This is a genomic window from Candidatus Zymogenaceae bacterium (assembly GCA_016931225.1).
Classification (GTDB): domain Bacteria; phylum Desulfobacterota; class Zymogenia; order Zymogenales; family Zymogenaceae; genus JAFGFE01.
In genome coordinates this window covers 41,660-55,327 of sequence record JAFGFE010000027.1, presented here as the reverse complement: position 1 = coordinate 55,327, position 13,668 = coordinate 41,660, and the positions used below count along the sequence as shown (strand labels likewise).

14 protein-coding genes are annotated in these 13,668 nt (G+C 48.8%); 10 read left to right on the top strand and 4 right to left on the bottom strand.

What is annotated here, in order from left to right; all coding sequences use genetic code 11:
* The first annotated feature begins 265 nt into the window (after positions 1 to 265).
* Positions 266 to 1,087 (top strand): tetratricopeptide repeat protein, encoded by an 822-nt coding sequence (locus JW885_11710; GenBank protein ID MBN1882832.1) that lies wholly within the window; start codon positions 266 to 268, stop codon positions 1,085 to 1,087.
* 51 nt (positions 1,088 to 1,138) lie between these two features.
* Here the strand turns inward: JW885_11710 and JW885_11705 are convergent, their stop codons facing one another.
* Positions 1,139 to 1,684 (bottom strand): hypothetical protein, encoded by a 546-nt coding sequence (locus tag JW885_11705; GenBank protein ID MBN1882831.1) that lies wholly within the window; start codon positions 1,682 to 1,684, stop codon positions 1,139 to 1,141.
* A gap of 261 nt (positions 1,685 to 1,945) precedes the next feature.
* On the opposite strand from JW885_11705, the gene JW885_11700 reads away from it, so the two are divergent.
* Together JW885_11700 and JW885_11695 are read left to right on the top strand one after the other, a co-directional pair.
* On the top strand, positions 1,946 to 2,398 hold the full coding sequence (locus JW885_11700) for a hypothetical protein (GenBank protein ID MBN1882830.1): 453 nt from the start codon (positions 1,946 to 1,948) through the stop codon (positions 2,396 to 2,398).
* Positions 2,399 to 2,542: 144 nt separating this feature from the next.
* Positions 2,543 to 3,037: a polymer-forming cytoskeletal protein gene (locus JW885_11695; GenBank protein MBN1882829.1), complete on the top strand. Its 495-nt coding sequence runs from the start codon at positions 2,543 to 2,545 to the stop codon at positions 3,035 to 3,037.
* Positions 3,038 to 3,163: 126 nt separating this feature from the next.
* Here JW885_11695 and JW885_11690 read toward each other — a convergent pair whose 3' ends face one another.
* Entirely contained in the window at positions 3,164 to 3,733 is a 570-nt protein-coding gene (locus JW885_11690; GenBank protein ID MBN1882828.1) for a hypothetical protein, read from the bottom strand.
* A gap of 64 nt (positions 3,734 to 3,797) precedes the next feature.
* The gene (locus tag JW885_11685) at positions 3,798 to 4,733 is read right to left on the bottom strand and encodes a DUF2156 domain-containing protein (protein ID MBN1882827.1); all 936 of its coding nucleotides are present in this window, start codon (positions 4,731 to 4,733) and stop codon (positions 3,798 to 3,800) included.
* A 29-nt stretch (positions 4,734 to 4,762) separates the two neighbouring features.
* On the opposite strand from JW885_11685, the gene JW885_11680 reads away from it, so the two are divergent.
* The 5 genes from JW885_11680 to JW885_11660 all read left to right on the top strand — a co-directional run bounded on the left by JW885_11680 (position 4,763) and on the right by JW885_11660 (position 10,354).
* Positions 4,763 to 5,191, top strand: coding sequence for a hypothetical protein (locus JW885_11680; protein MBN1882826.1), 429 nt, complete (start codon positions 4,763 to 4,765; stop codon positions 5,189 to 5,191).
* Between the two features lie 255 nt (positions 5,192 to 5,446).
* The gene (locus JW885_11675; GenBank protein ID MBN1882825.1) at positions 5,447 to 7,360 is read left to right on the top strand and encodes a KAP P-loop domain protein; all 1,914 of its coding nucleotides are present in this window, start codon (positions 5,447 to 5,449) and stop codon (positions 7,358 to 7,360) included.
* A gap of 26 nt (positions 7,361 to 7,386) precedes the next feature.
* A complete protein-coding gene (locus JW885_11670) occupies positions 7,387 to 8,199 on the top strand; it encodes a hypothetical protein (GenBank protein ID MBN1882824.1) in 813 nt (270 codons plus the stop codon).
* The gene (locus tag JW885_11665) at positions 8,199 to 9,578 is read left to right on the top strand and encodes a 7-cyano-7-deazaguanine synthase (GenBank protein ID MBN1882823.1); all 1,380 of its coding nucleotides are present in this window, start codon (positions 8,199 to 8,201) and stop codon (positions 9,576 to 9,578) included. Before JW885_11670 ends, JW885_11665 begins: the two co-directional genes overlap by 1 nt.
* Positions 9,575 to 10,354 (top strand): TatD family hydrolase, encoded by a 780-nt coding sequence (locus tag JW885_11660; protein ID MBN1882822.1) that lies wholly within the window; start codon positions 9,575 to 9,577, stop codon positions 10,352 to 10,354. Before JW885_11665 ends, JW885_11660 begins: the two co-directional genes overlap by 4 nt.
* 43 nt (positions 10,355 to 10,397) lie before the next feature.
* On the opposite strand, the gene JW885_11655 is transcribed toward JW885_11660, so the two are convergent.
* On the bottom strand, positions 10,398 to 10,616 hold the full coding sequence (locus tag JW885_11655; GenBank protein MBN1882821.1) for a hypothetical protein: 219 nt from the start codon (positions 10,614 to 10,616) through the stop codon (positions 10,398 to 10,400).
* Positions 10,617 to 10,842: 226 nt separating this feature from the next.
* On the opposite strand from JW885_11655, the gene JW885_11650 reads away from it, so the two are divergent.
* Positions 10,843 to 12,240: an MATE family efflux transporter gene (locus JW885_11650; GenBank protein MBN1882820.1), complete on the top strand. Its 1,398-nt coding sequence runs from the start codon at positions 10,843 to 10,845 to the stop codon at positions 12,238 to 12,240.
* A complete protein-coding gene (locus JW885_11645; protein ID MBN1882819.1) occupies positions 12,237 to 13,577 on the top strand; it encodes an MATE family efflux transporter in 1,341 nt (446 codons plus the stop codon). The genes JW885_11650 and JW885_11645 overlap by 4 nt, the downstream gene beginning before the upstream one ends.
* Positions 13,578 to 13,668 lie beyond the last annotated feature (91 nt).

Below are 13,668 nucleotides of genomic sequence, written 5' to 3'. Positions count from 1 at the left end.
GGATATCGTCTCCCCGCGGCCACGGCAATAACAACATGAAGGCACCCTCCCACCCGGGATAGGACGCTTCCCCGAGTAGAGGAAATCGACCGTATATTGATCAAAATATCTCCTCTGTGTGAAGCTCCGATTCCCGATTCCGGTGCATACCCGCAGACACGGGGCCGCTTCCTTGTGAGAATATCCGAAGACTTTATCCTTGCACGGAGACCCCCCATCTGTTATAGTTTTGTGCCTTTCTCTCAAACGATACGGGACCTTTGGGATGCGTGAAAATCGAATCGTCTTTATCATCGTCGCCCTCTTCGGCATCGTTCTGGCCGCAGGCACACCGTCGTTCGCCCAGTCGGCCGCGGAGCTGACCGACCAGGGCAATCGTCTGTATACGGAAGGCGACGTCAAGGGCGCGCTGGAATCCTACGATGCTGCCATCGCGGCAGATCCAAAATACGCACCCGCCTACAAGATGCGGGGTATGGTGTACTCGATACTGGCGAAATACGACGTTGCGGCGGACGACCTGACCAGATACATCGAGCTTGTGCCGGAGAGCGTCTCCGCCTACGCCAACCGGGGAAACGCCTACTTCAATATGAACATGCTCGATGAGGCCATCGAGGATTACACAACGGCCCTCAGCATGGAACAGAACGACCCCGATATTTGGTATAATCGCGGTGTCGTCTATACCGTTTCGGGGGGCCTGGAAAACGCCGTGGATGACTTCTCCCGGGCGCTGGCTCTCTCCCCGAACGATCTGGACGCGCTGTATGATCGGGGCAACACCTATATCGACCTGGGTGAGTATGACAAGGCGATCGAAGATTTGACGGACTTCATCGAATTGGAATCGAACGCAATCATGGCCTACATCAACCGCGGCATCGCCTACGGCAGCCTTGAGCAATACGACCGGGCGATCGATGATTTCTCAACCGCCATCAAGCTGGATGATGAATTCGCCCTGGCGTATTATTGCCGCGCCCTCGCGTATTCCCGCACGGGCAAAGAAGACAAGGCCGTTTCGGACCTGAATACCGCCTGCGACTACGGGATGATCGATGCCTGTGAGGTCATCGGGAGATAGAACATCACCCGATCACCCAAGGCGAATTAAACGAAATCGGCTCCCCCGCCCTTAATAGTATACGACCTCCGAGCCGAGATAGATAATCCTCACCTCTCCCGGCATCGACAGCTCCCCGGTATCGGGAATCGTCACCTCAAACGAATCACTGGCGCCGGATTCCAGCGCATCCAGAACGAACTCGCCTGTGTATTCATCGGTCAGCGCCACCCGAAACGTCGCGTTGTAATGATCCAGGGCCGTTGAATTGATAACGGAGCCGTTCAACGTCGTCCCGTCTTCAGTTTCTTCCATCGTCAGGTCCACGAGCAAAAATCCCCACCCCAAGGGCTGCACGTCGGTGAAATCCGACCTGACCCAGCCGGGCTGGGCCCGCTCCTGGGCCTCCGTGAGCGCCGCCAGGTCCGCATCCGTCCCCAGCAGCGCTGCGGCCGAATCCTTCCGCATGCTCGAGACGTTTAAAGATAACAGTATCAACCCCGCCACGAGCAGCAGCGTGACGACCGTGAGTATCGTCACGATCAATCCTAGGGTGGATTTGGGTATTTCCCGCAATTCCTTCAGGCGGGAGTGTTCCCCCGCATCGGTCTGAGCCATGGTTTCTCCTTGCCTGTATGTATGTCGGTTTTTTTCATCACGGTGGATGAATCCCGTCGATACACCCACACTATCAGTGTATGGTGAGGCATCCATGCTGTCAACGGTGAAAATGAGCCGCAGGGCATCGCGAACGAACCGACGACGGCTTCCCACGCGCCTTCTTCATAAGCATATTTTAATAATAATTTTAGTTGACTTATGTATCATTTTATATATAATTTAGCTATATTATACTATATATTTTAATCGGGGGGCTTCATGGGACGTTCATACCCGTCTCGAAAAAGGCGGGCGGGTCCGCCTTTTTCGGTTACGGCCCTGCTTCTGTACGGTCTTATGGTATGTGCCTGTTCGCTTTTGGTCTTGGCCCAGGAGGGAAAATACGATGCCGTCTATGAATCCCTCCATGACACACCGACCCCGCCGGGCGACAGGCTGAAGACAGGTGCGCCGGAGCCGGTCACGGATGATGCGATGTCGCTTCATCCGGATGCGGATACACGAAACGCCGACGATATCTCGACCTCCATATCCAACAGACACGAGATGCCCCCGCTTCTGTCGGTTCCCGCCAGCTCCAACTCTTCGGTGGATGCCGGAGTGAACCGACGGGGCGCCTCTTACGACAGCCCCAGCGAATTTCACCGGGCAACGGACAGCAACCACAACGACGACGAGGTATATTACCTCAATCTGAATATACGCTTCTGACGGGTCGTACGCCTCGGGGGCCGTCCCGCCTCCCGCAGGGAGGGGATGCGCCTGTGTGCATCCTCGTTGTCCTTAAGAAATGCTTGACAAGTATGAGGAGATTGGTATATCTTGTTTTTACTATAAAAGGAGGACACACAACTCATGGGTTTTTTCGATAAAAAGATCGACGAGGAGCCGAAAGTCGAACCCGTATACACACCAAAAAGCTCGAATGACGATATCCGCCCCCGCCGTGACTGCGAATGCTACATCGCCAGCGGGGTTACGGTGGAAGGAAAGATAACCGGATCGGCCAGCGTCGGTATCGACGGTGACTTCGACGGACAGCTCGATATTTCATCCACGCTGATGATCGGTGAAGCCGGCACGTTCCAGGGTGAAATCAAGGCCAAGGATGTGGTAATCTCGGGAACGGTGAAGGGCAATATCGCCGCGGAAAACCTGTTGGAGGTCCACCCCACCGGAAAGATCCACGGGGATATCTATGCCAACCGTCTGGTCATCGCCGACGGCGTTATCTTCGAGGGAAATATCACCATGAGCCGGGAGCAATCACCGGAGCCCTATTCTCCTCCCGAGCCGACGCCCGATGAGGAGGAGCCGGAAGAAGATCTCGGCCCGATTTCCAACTACTGATCCGCAACACCAGACGCCCGGAGAATCCGGGGTCTCATTGAAAAACCCCCGTTCGAAGGACGGGGGTTTTCATATTCCGTGCGGAACACGTGCGGGACGCCTCCCATCACCATTCACCTGCCCCCTTTACCTGACATACAAGAGCAGCATCAGCCCCGCCACGACACACCGCCGGTCCAAAAAACCTTCGCCTTCCGGGCAGAACTCCACGTCGCACTCAATTCCCCCGGCGGCCCATTTTTCTTTAAATCCCGCCGCGACCCGGCCCGAGGACACATCCACCACCTCCCAGGTTCGGGGGACTATCCTCGAAAGCGCCGAGGAGAAAAGAGACGCCGCCGACGTCATACGAATACGGGCGACTTCCCGCCCGGCGGTGTCACACAGGCGCCACCTGGCCCGATCCGTCGAGAGAAACCCCGGGCGGCACACGCTTCCAAGGGGAGTGCGGGCCGCCGTGTCGGTGACGTCGTACCTCATGCAAAACCCGACGATCTCCCGTCCGGTGATTGTGAGAATCGGGCGAGTGAGGTCGATGTCCGAATAAACGGTGATCCGCCGCCTCAGGCGGGTCATATCCGCCCGGGCCGCGGCGATCACCGTTCCGCCGGTGTCTTTCAGATACACCCGGGGACGGAGAAACGTCACGTCCCGCCGTGCGATATATCGATCGTCGTCGAAGCGGATCATAGGCAAAAGAAACGCTCATCCCACAGCCCGCGTGCATCGGACCGGCATGAATGACCGGCCGACGCACCGCCTACCGGGGACGGATCACGAATTTTTCCACCATCTTCACCGGGTGGTAGGATTCCTTCGCCCGGCGAAGCCCCTCCACGCCCAGGTCCTGCTCACGGTTCATGAAGCGTATGGAGTCCCGGTGCGCGAACTCGTGCTCGCAGAACTGCTGGTTGATGAGGGCGTAGAGTCCCGGCATGTCCGGGTCGGCCTTTTCCACGTGGGTCACCGCCGTATCGTTCGTGAGCGGCTCTGCAAAAGAAAACGCCGCCACGCGATCATCGATGATAATTGCGCCGCCGATCAATGAAAGCTCCGTCATGTGATCCAGCGCCTCGTACACCGCGTCCCACTCGCCCATCAGGTTCAGGTCGTCCTCGCACCGGCGCACCTCACACCAGCAGTCCACCAGATCCCGGCACTGGGAGATGTTCGACGCGTCCACGGGCGCGTAGCGAAAGTTCCCTTCCTTCCTGAACCGGTTGACGAAGTTCTTCTTCGAATGGTACTTTTTCCCGGAAAGCGCCACAAGATCATCGATCCGATAGACGTAGTCGAAGTGTTCCCGACAGGCCTCGACGGCGACATCCTCCGCACCGGAAAGCTCGTCGACAAGTCGCCCGTCCGCCCGGCGAATCGCGGGGTCCTTCGCCCCCCGGACATCCGCAAGGTGACGAAACAGCTCTCGGACGGCGTCGACCCGGGGCGCCGATCCCACCGGCATCATCGCGAAGGCCTGGCTTCCCTCGACATCCCCGGGCAGCGTGTGCGGCCTCTTTGGGGATACCAGCACCAGGAGGTCGTCCAACACCGACCACTCCCACCAGAAATGATGGCGCCAGATAAAGAGATTCGTAAACGTCAGCTCGCTGGTCTCGGGGCGGTACGCCTCCAGGTATCTCACGATCTCCGGGCGGTCATCCAGGGCCAGGGGCTTGAACTCGGGATACGCGGGCATGTGCGGCGGCTCCTTTTCGGGTGTGTGGTATGCATCACGAGGGGGAAATCGGCCGGTCCATCCGCTGTGGTGTGTCGTTCTGCAATCCTCCCCCTTCCCTCCATCCATCATATCGAAGGGGAGGACAACCCGCAAGTGGAAATAAACGGACGTACTGCGCCGCCTCTCGGGTCTGTGGGAATATCAACACGGGCGCAAGGGAGTTCAGCGCCCTGTGGAGTGACAAAACATATGACTACACCATACGGGAGCGCATTGAAAAGTTTCGGAGCAGCCGGGACCATAGGGGGCTTTTCATCACGGTTTCCCGGGTATTCCTGATCGCGAAGCGTCTGGAAAAGCTCTACAAAAAGTTCCCCTCTTCCATCGACCGTTTCGAATCCTGGATGTCCAAGCGCACCCGCCTCTATGGGCGGCTGTTCAAGGTCCTCGGATTGAAGAGAGGCATTTCTTCCTAAACGCCGTTTTAAAGCCTGATCTTTAAAGAGAAGGAGAACTCTACGTATCGTGCGTATGAGTTCTCCTTTTTTTCTTTTCTCTTTAGGTGGGGAAGGTTGTATGTAAGGGTTGTGGTCAGTAAAATCTGATAGGAAGTAATATATTCTGATTTCGGCTCCGTAATAGACCAATATTTATAAAAAGCATTAAACTTGACATATATCAACTAATTATGTATTTTTCTATTAAGTTATTATATTTTTTTGAGGTATTCAATGATTTTTCATGATAATGAAACAGATATAGACTTATTGAATTTCGAGGTTATTGTAAGAACTATCAAAAACTTAATCATTAGTACAAAAGGTTCACCTATAACAATCGGAGTCCACGGCGATTGGGGAGCCGGTAAAACAAGTATCTTAAAAATGCTAGAAAATTCATTTGAGAAGGATGATAAAGTAGTATGTATTTGGTTTAATAGCTGGCTTTTTCAAGATTTCGAAGATTCAAAAATTGTTCTATTAGAAAATATTTTAACTCAGCTTTTAGAATCAAGAAAAATACATGATAAGTTTCTAGATGAAATTTATAGTTTAATTCTAAAAATAAATTGGCTGAAATTAATTAAAGTAGGTGGAAGTATAGGAACCCTAGCTTTATCACAAGCAACTGGATACCCTGAGTTCTTGGCACTTCTCCCATTGTTTAATAATATAACTACTATAAACAATGATGAGATAAAAAAAAGAAAGATTGAAGAATTTGTTAATGTGATATCGGAGCTGAAAGAAACAGGATCAAATGTACCTAAGCAAATACAAGAAATAAGAAAAAGTTTTGAAGAACTACTTTCTAAAGCAAAAATTGACCAGCTTATTGTATTGATAGACGATCTGGATCGCTGCCTTCCAAAAACAATAATTCAAACTCTTGAAGCAATAAAACTCTTCCTCTTCGTTCCAAACATGGTTTTTATTATCGGTGCTGATGAATCAATAATCGAGTATTCAGTTAAACAGTATTTCCCTGATATTCCACTTTCTGTAACTCAACAAAATTACGCAAAAAATTACTTAGAAAAGCTAATACAAATCCCGTTTCGAATTCCGTCTTTAGGACAAAAAGAGACACTAGCATATTTATTACTTCTTTTAACCTATAATGAATTAGCTGAAAAAAATAAATTTAAAGAATTGCGGAATTTGTTGTTTGAAAAAATAGGACTACCATGGACTACTTCTTCAATAGATGCGGACTTTTTTAAAAATAGTGTTGAAATAGAAAGCGAATCCATAAAAGAAAGCATTTTTATCGCAAATCAGATAGCAACCATTCTTACAGAAGGGACTAAAGGAAATCCTCGTCAAATAAAAAGGTTTATAAATACACTATTTTTGCGCCAAGATTTTGCGAAAGAACGTGGATTGGATGAATACATAAAAATTAGAATTTTATCCAAGCTCATGCTTCTAGAGTATTTCAAACCAGATACTTATCAGAAAATTGGTGAAGAGATTATTTCCTCTATAGAAGGAAAAAGCGAGAACCTTAAGCTACTAATAAGTACTTATTATAATGAAGATGAAGCAAATAGGGGAAAAGTTAAAACTGACAAGGATAACATGCAGGTACCTGATGATTTTTTTGGTGATTTGGAAAAAGATAACTGGTTTAGAAATTGGCTAGACATCAAACCAGATATTTCTGACATAGACTTGAGACCTTACTATTTTATATCACGCGAAAAACGAAGGCTTTATAGTTCTACACTCCTATCTGATCATCTTAAAGATACTTTAGAAGTCCTTGCGTCCGGTGAAAAATATAAAATAGCTGAGATTTCGAATGGTATTAAAGGTCTTTCAAAACAAGATTCTGAAGAACTTTTCAATAAATTAAGGGAATTGATTTCAGTTGTTGATGATTTGTCTAACCAACCAAAGGAAATCGATGGAATAGTTACTCTATGCAAAGAACATATTCATCTTCAAAAACCCTTTTACCTTTTACTAAATAGTTTCCCTGTTGAGAAGCTTGGCCCTTGGGCTGCTTCAGCATTAACAAACTCTTGTGGATCTCATGAATTGGAAGAAGCCACAAGAGAATTGTTAGAAAGGTGGTCACAAAGCGAAGAAAATACTAAATTAGCAAAATCTGCGTCTGCTGTTATTAAGATTAAAAAGTAAACAACTATCCTTCATGGAGGTTTTTTATGGGAACTTCAAAACCTTTTGGGGGCATACCAAATGGAACACCTTTGGTTCCAAGTTGGATAGAAGAATTTGACAATATTTCAAATGAAGATGAAGAATCAGAGATAGTTGAAGATAATGATACTTCTTCCATAACAATACCAATCAATAATAGGTTTACTAATCCTCGATCCTATTTCACTCATTTTATTAATTCGAAAGGTACAAAAAAGTATCATCTAACCAATTCAATTAGACAATATGTTAAACATGGTCTTGGAGGTCCAAAAACAGCTGCAAAACGAATGAATGTATCAAATGTTACAGCATTAGAGCTTCTGCAGACTCTTCAAAATATTAGAAATACAGGAACAGAAACAACTCTCCAACAACTTAATTTAGATTACTTAATAGGTCAAACACATGAAGCTATTATTGTTGGTTTAATCGATTTTTTTGCGCCACCAGGAGGACTAATCGACGAGGCTATAGCTCGTCAATCTTTAATCGACGCTACAATAGAATTGATCGAACAAGGATTTGAGAATCTTGAGGAATTGAATGAATCACAATTAAGAGAATATACTATCAATTTTATAGCCAAAACCATTGAACGCAGATTAATAGTTGATATTGCTTTAAGGATTATTGAACTACCTAGAACTTTATCTGATTACAAAACTATCGAAGAAATATTACATTCGCATATTAGAGGATGCGTTGATCTGGCGATTAAAAATGTAAATATCTTGAATATGGAATTCCTTGATAAAAAATTGAAGCTTATCTATGAAAATGCTTTCGAGATACTCGAAATTGAAGAGGTGCAGTAATGAAACGATTTAGTATTGTGGCAAGGGTAGGAAGCACCGACACTTCAGAGATTGAATTACTCGATAAATCTTCCAAGATGGTTGAACTTAGTTTTATTAGAAATAGTACTCAATGGAAATATGGATTAAACGAAGCTTTTCATTCTTTAAGCAAAATTGGATTAATTCCTCATACCGATGCCGTGGATCTCTTGGTTCTTGCTTCAATAGTATATGCAGTCGATACAAAAATTGAAAGAATTACTCATTCTCAAGATGGCTGGTCTAGAGAGATTGATCTCTATTTGCCAGTAGGCAATCCTGATCTTTGGGATAAAGCAAGAGATAATATTCTCGAGCCTATGCTGAGATTTCTTACAGGTGATATATGGCGAATAAGATTTCGTAGACATATTGAAGATATTCTAAAATTCATTCCTTGTAATCAAGAAAAAACTCTAAATAAAATTGATGCTGTATGCCTTTTTTCAGGCGGACTTGATAGCTTTATAGGCGCATTAGATCTCTTCCAAAATGGGACAAAACCTCTTCTTATAAGCCATTACAGTAATTACATTGATAGTAAAATACAGAAAGCTTGTTTTGATATACTCAGAAATGAATATAATAATGATACTGATATACATATTAAAAGTAAAATCGGTTTTAAAAAAAATACAATAACGGAGGGCGAAAAAGAGGATAGTCTAAGATCGCGATCTATGCTATTTATTTCCTTGGGAGTTCTTGCCGCGTCCACAGTCTCTGATAAAATGACATTATTCATTCCAGAAAATGGTCTGATCTCTTTGAATGTGCCAATAGATCCACTAAGAATTGGTGCAAATAGCACTAGAACAACACACCCCTTCTTTATAGACAAATTTCAGAAACTATTAGATCATCTTGGATTGGAAGTGAAATTGGAGAATAGATATCGTTTTAAAACGAAAGGTGAAATGCTTCAAGGATGTATGAATCAAGAAATAGTTAAAAAGCATGCGAGTATTACTATGTCCTGTGCACACCCTTCAAATAGCAGATACTCGCCCAATCAGAGCCCTTATCAACATTGTGGTAGATGCTTCCCTTGTATTATTCGCCGTGCTGCTTTCAAACACGCTGAAATAGAAGATTTGACAAATTATGTTTTAGAGGATTTATGGTCAAGAATACTTGATTCTAAAAAAGCTGAGGGCAAGGATATACACTCTCTAAAACGTCATATCGAGGAAATAGAAGGAAATCCTAATTTAGCGAAATATAATGTATATAGATCGGGACCTCTATTTGAGATAGAAGATGACATTATTGAATATATAGATATATATCGTCGAGGAATCATAGAATTAAGTGATTTCGTTGAAGGTATTGAAACAAAATCTTCTGAATTAAAATGACGAAAAAACAAAAACCATATAAAAAGATTGTTGATGTTCATTGTCATATAGACCTCTACTCAAATCCAAAGGAAATTATTGAAGAATGTGAAGATTTTGGAATACAAACAATCGGTGTTACTACTACACCTTTGGCTTGGAAAGGAAACAAGCAACTTGTTAAAAACTCAAAATATGTAAAATGCTCACTTGGACTTCATCCTACAATTGTCTGCAGCAAATACTCTGATATCAAGCTCTTCAAGTCTCTAATAAAAGAAACAACTTTCGTTGGGGAAATAGGTCTTGATGGTAGCGCTCCCTATCTCGATACTTTTTCTAGACAAGAAGAAATTTTTATAGAAATTCTTCGCACATGCTCTGAACAAGGCAATTTGGTTTTATCTGTTCATAGTTACAAAGCATCAAAGAAAACTATTGAATTGCTTGAAAAATTCCTTAGTTTTGAAAGATGCAAAGTTGTACTCCATTGGTACACAGGTAATATATCCGATGCAAAACACGCTGAATCTCTTGGGTGTTACTTTTCAATCAATTATAAAATGATTAAAACAAAAAAAGGTGTTAGTCTAATAAAGAATATTTCCCCCAAAAAGATCCTAACAGAATGTGATGGTCCATTTATTATCTTTAAGGGAAAACCATCCCGACCTCTGGATATACCATATACTATTGAATTGTTATCTAATGTGTGGGATTGTGAAATGGAAAATACTTATAAGAAGGTACAATCAAATTTTAATTCTCTTATACAAAATAGTATTATTCATTCTTGAAAAAACCTAATAATCGATTTTCTTAACCTGAACATTTCTATGATTAAAAATTCTTTGTTATCCCATTGATCTTCTCCTCCACCTCCCGATTCACCGCATAGAAAATCACCCGGCTGTCTTTCAGGTGTGAAAGCTTTCCGATATTCGCCTCGATGTCGGACCTCCCGGTCTCCACCTCGACGGCCCTTTTGAAACCGGCGGCGGCCGCCGTGCACACGAGGACCGCAACCGCCGGCACGACCGCCAGTGTCCGACATTTCATGTCATCATTCCCTTATCCAAATAAGTAATACTCCTCCCTCATACCACATCCCCACAAACCGGTCAATTGATGTCCGCAATGAAACAGCGCCGGTTATTGCATATCCATCCGGCCAGGCAATTGTACAAAGTTCCTCCAAAAATCTCCCTTTCGTGTTATACTATTATTCTTTTTACCCGATGCCGTATCACTCCGGCACGGTTTTTCCTTTCCGAAAGCGTACTACATGTCCCGTTCGACAGATCTCACCACAGGCCCGATCCCCAAGACCTTAACACGGCTTACGCTGCCGATGGTGATGGGGTTCGCATCGGGGATCACCTTCAACCTGGTCGACACCATCTTCGTGGGACGGCTGGGGACGGAACCCCTGGCGGCCATCAGCTTCACCTTTCCGGTGGTAATGCTGATCGTGAGCCTCTCTGTGGGGCTGGGGCTGGGGGCGGGGTCCACCATCTCCCGGGCCATCGGCCGGGGAGATACCGATCGTGTCCGGCGGCTCACCACAGACAGCCTGGTGCTCTCAATGGCCGTCGTGATAGTCTTCGTCACCGCCGGAATGCTGACCATCCGTCCCTTGTTTACGCTCCTGGGCGCCACCCCGGATATTATCACGCTGATCAACCAATACATGCTCATCTGGTATCCGGGAATGCTGTTCGTGATCATCCCAATGATGGGCAACCACGCCATACGGGCCACGGGAGACACCCTCTATCCGGGACTGATCATGGTGACGGGCTCCGTGACAAATCTCATCCTCGACCCGATCCTGATCTTCGGCCTTCTGGGATTTCCCCGCATGGAGCTCGCCGGGGCGGCCCTGGCCACCGTTATCGCCCGGGCGATCACCCTCGTGATGTCGCTCTATATCCTCGTCTATCGGGAGCGAATGATCGATTTTTCCTTCCCCCGCATCGCAGAGGTGGTTCGCTCGTGGAAGGACATCCTGTATATCGGGATTCCCGCCGCCGCCACCAATCTCCTCTTTCCCCTCTCGATGGGGGTGGTCACCTACCTTGCCTCCCGGTTCGGTCCCGAGGCGGTGGGGGCCGTGGGGGCGGGGCTCCGGGTGGAATCCTTCGCCTTTATCGTCATCATCGCCCTGTCCACGGCCATGGTGCCCTTCACCGGACAGAACTGGGGCGCCGAGCGTTTCGACCGGGTCTACGACGGGCTCAATCACAGCAACCGCTTTACCGTCTGGTGGGGGATGGGGTGCTGGATCATGTTCGTGCTGCTCGCCCGGCCCATCGCGTCGCTCTTCAGCACGGACCCGATCGTCATCGCCTATATCGTCATGTATCTCTACATCATGCCGGCGGGCCTCTCCCTCCAGGGGATATTCCAGGTAATCAGCGCAACCCTCAACGCCATTAACCGCCCCATCGACGCCGCCGGCCTGAACATCATCCGGGTGTTCCTGTTTTACATCCCCCTGACGTTCCTGGGCACACTGCTCCTCGGATATCCGGGACTCATCGGCGGCATCGCCCTGACGAACAACATCACCGGACTCATGGGCCTTTTCTGGACCAGGCGCACCTGCAGGCGCTCCGAAGCCGCATATCTCCCCGTTTCCCGGATATGGCCCTGCCCCGAGGAGGGTGAGGCGACTCCATGACCCACACCAGAGACCTGACCGAAGGGCCGGTGGGGAAAACGCTCTGGAATCTGACCCTCCCCATGATCGCCGGCTTCTTCTCCATGATCGCCTTCAACCTGGTGGATACGATCTTCGTGGCGCAGCTGGGGACAGATCCCCTTGCGGCGATGAGCTTCACCTTTCCGGTCATCTTCTTTCTTGCCGGCATGATGGTGGGCCTGGGCACCGGCACCGCGTCGGTGATATCCCGGGCGGTGGGGGCCGGCGACGCCGATCGGGCACGCCGCCTCACCACAGACGCCATCCTCCTGGGGTTCGTGTGGGCCATCGTCATTTCCGTCCTGGGGCTTCTCACCATCGATCCGCTGTTTTCCCTTATGGGCGCCTCCCCGCCCATCATCGCCCTCATCGGGCAGTACATGTCCATCCTGTTCGGCGGGATATTCGTGTTCATCGTCCCGGTCCTGGGCAACCACTCCATGCGGGGGTATGGAGACACCCTGACCCCCAGCATCATCATGATGGGGGCCGCCGTCATCAACGCGCTTCTCGATCCGGTGCTGATCTACGGCCTGTTCGGCCTTCCCCGGATGGAGCTTGCCGGGGCGGCGCTGGCCACCATCATCGCCCGGTCCACCTCTCTGGTGGCGGCCATCTGGGTGCTTCACTGGAAAAAACACATGCTCGTCCGGGTCAGGCCGAGGCTGCGCGCCGCGTGGGACTCCTGGCGCCCGATACTCATCGTTGCCGTTCCCGCAGCGCTGGCCAACCTCTCGGTGCCGCTTTCCATGGCCGTCATCACGAACCTCGCGTCCCGCTTCGGCCCGGGTGCGGTGGCGGCGGTGGGGACGGGAATACGCCTGGAAAACATGGCCCTCATGGTCGTGCTGGCCCTCGCCGCGGCGGTTATCCCCTTCATCGGACAGAACTACGGGGCGGGACGACCGGACCGGGTCCGGGGGGGATACTTCTTCAGCGCCCGGTTCTCGGTATACTACGGCCTTGTGATATGGGCGCTGTTCTTCGTCCTGGCGCACCCCATCGCAGGCCTTTTCAGCGACGATCCCGAGGTCGTCGGATATATCGTCTGGTTCGTCAGGATTATGCCGGGGGGGTATCCGCTTCTGGGGATCGGGCATGTGACCATCGCCGCCTTCAACTCCATCAACCGCCCCATTCACGCCGCCATGATAAACCTGGTGCGGATGTTTTTCTTGGCGGTGCCGCTGGCGTATCTGGGGGCGCGGCTCTTTTCGGTGCCGGGGATTTTCTGCGGCATGGCGCTCGCCAACATCATCTCGGGTGTGGGCGCGTTTTTGCTTTTTAGGTGGATGAGCCGGAGAAAAAGGCTGTAGGGATACAAGCCTCCCGAAGGGAATACGGTGCGGGAGGTGACCCTCCCGAAAGGAAAGAGGCGGGGTTTTTGAGAACCTGCAGGGGCAGCGG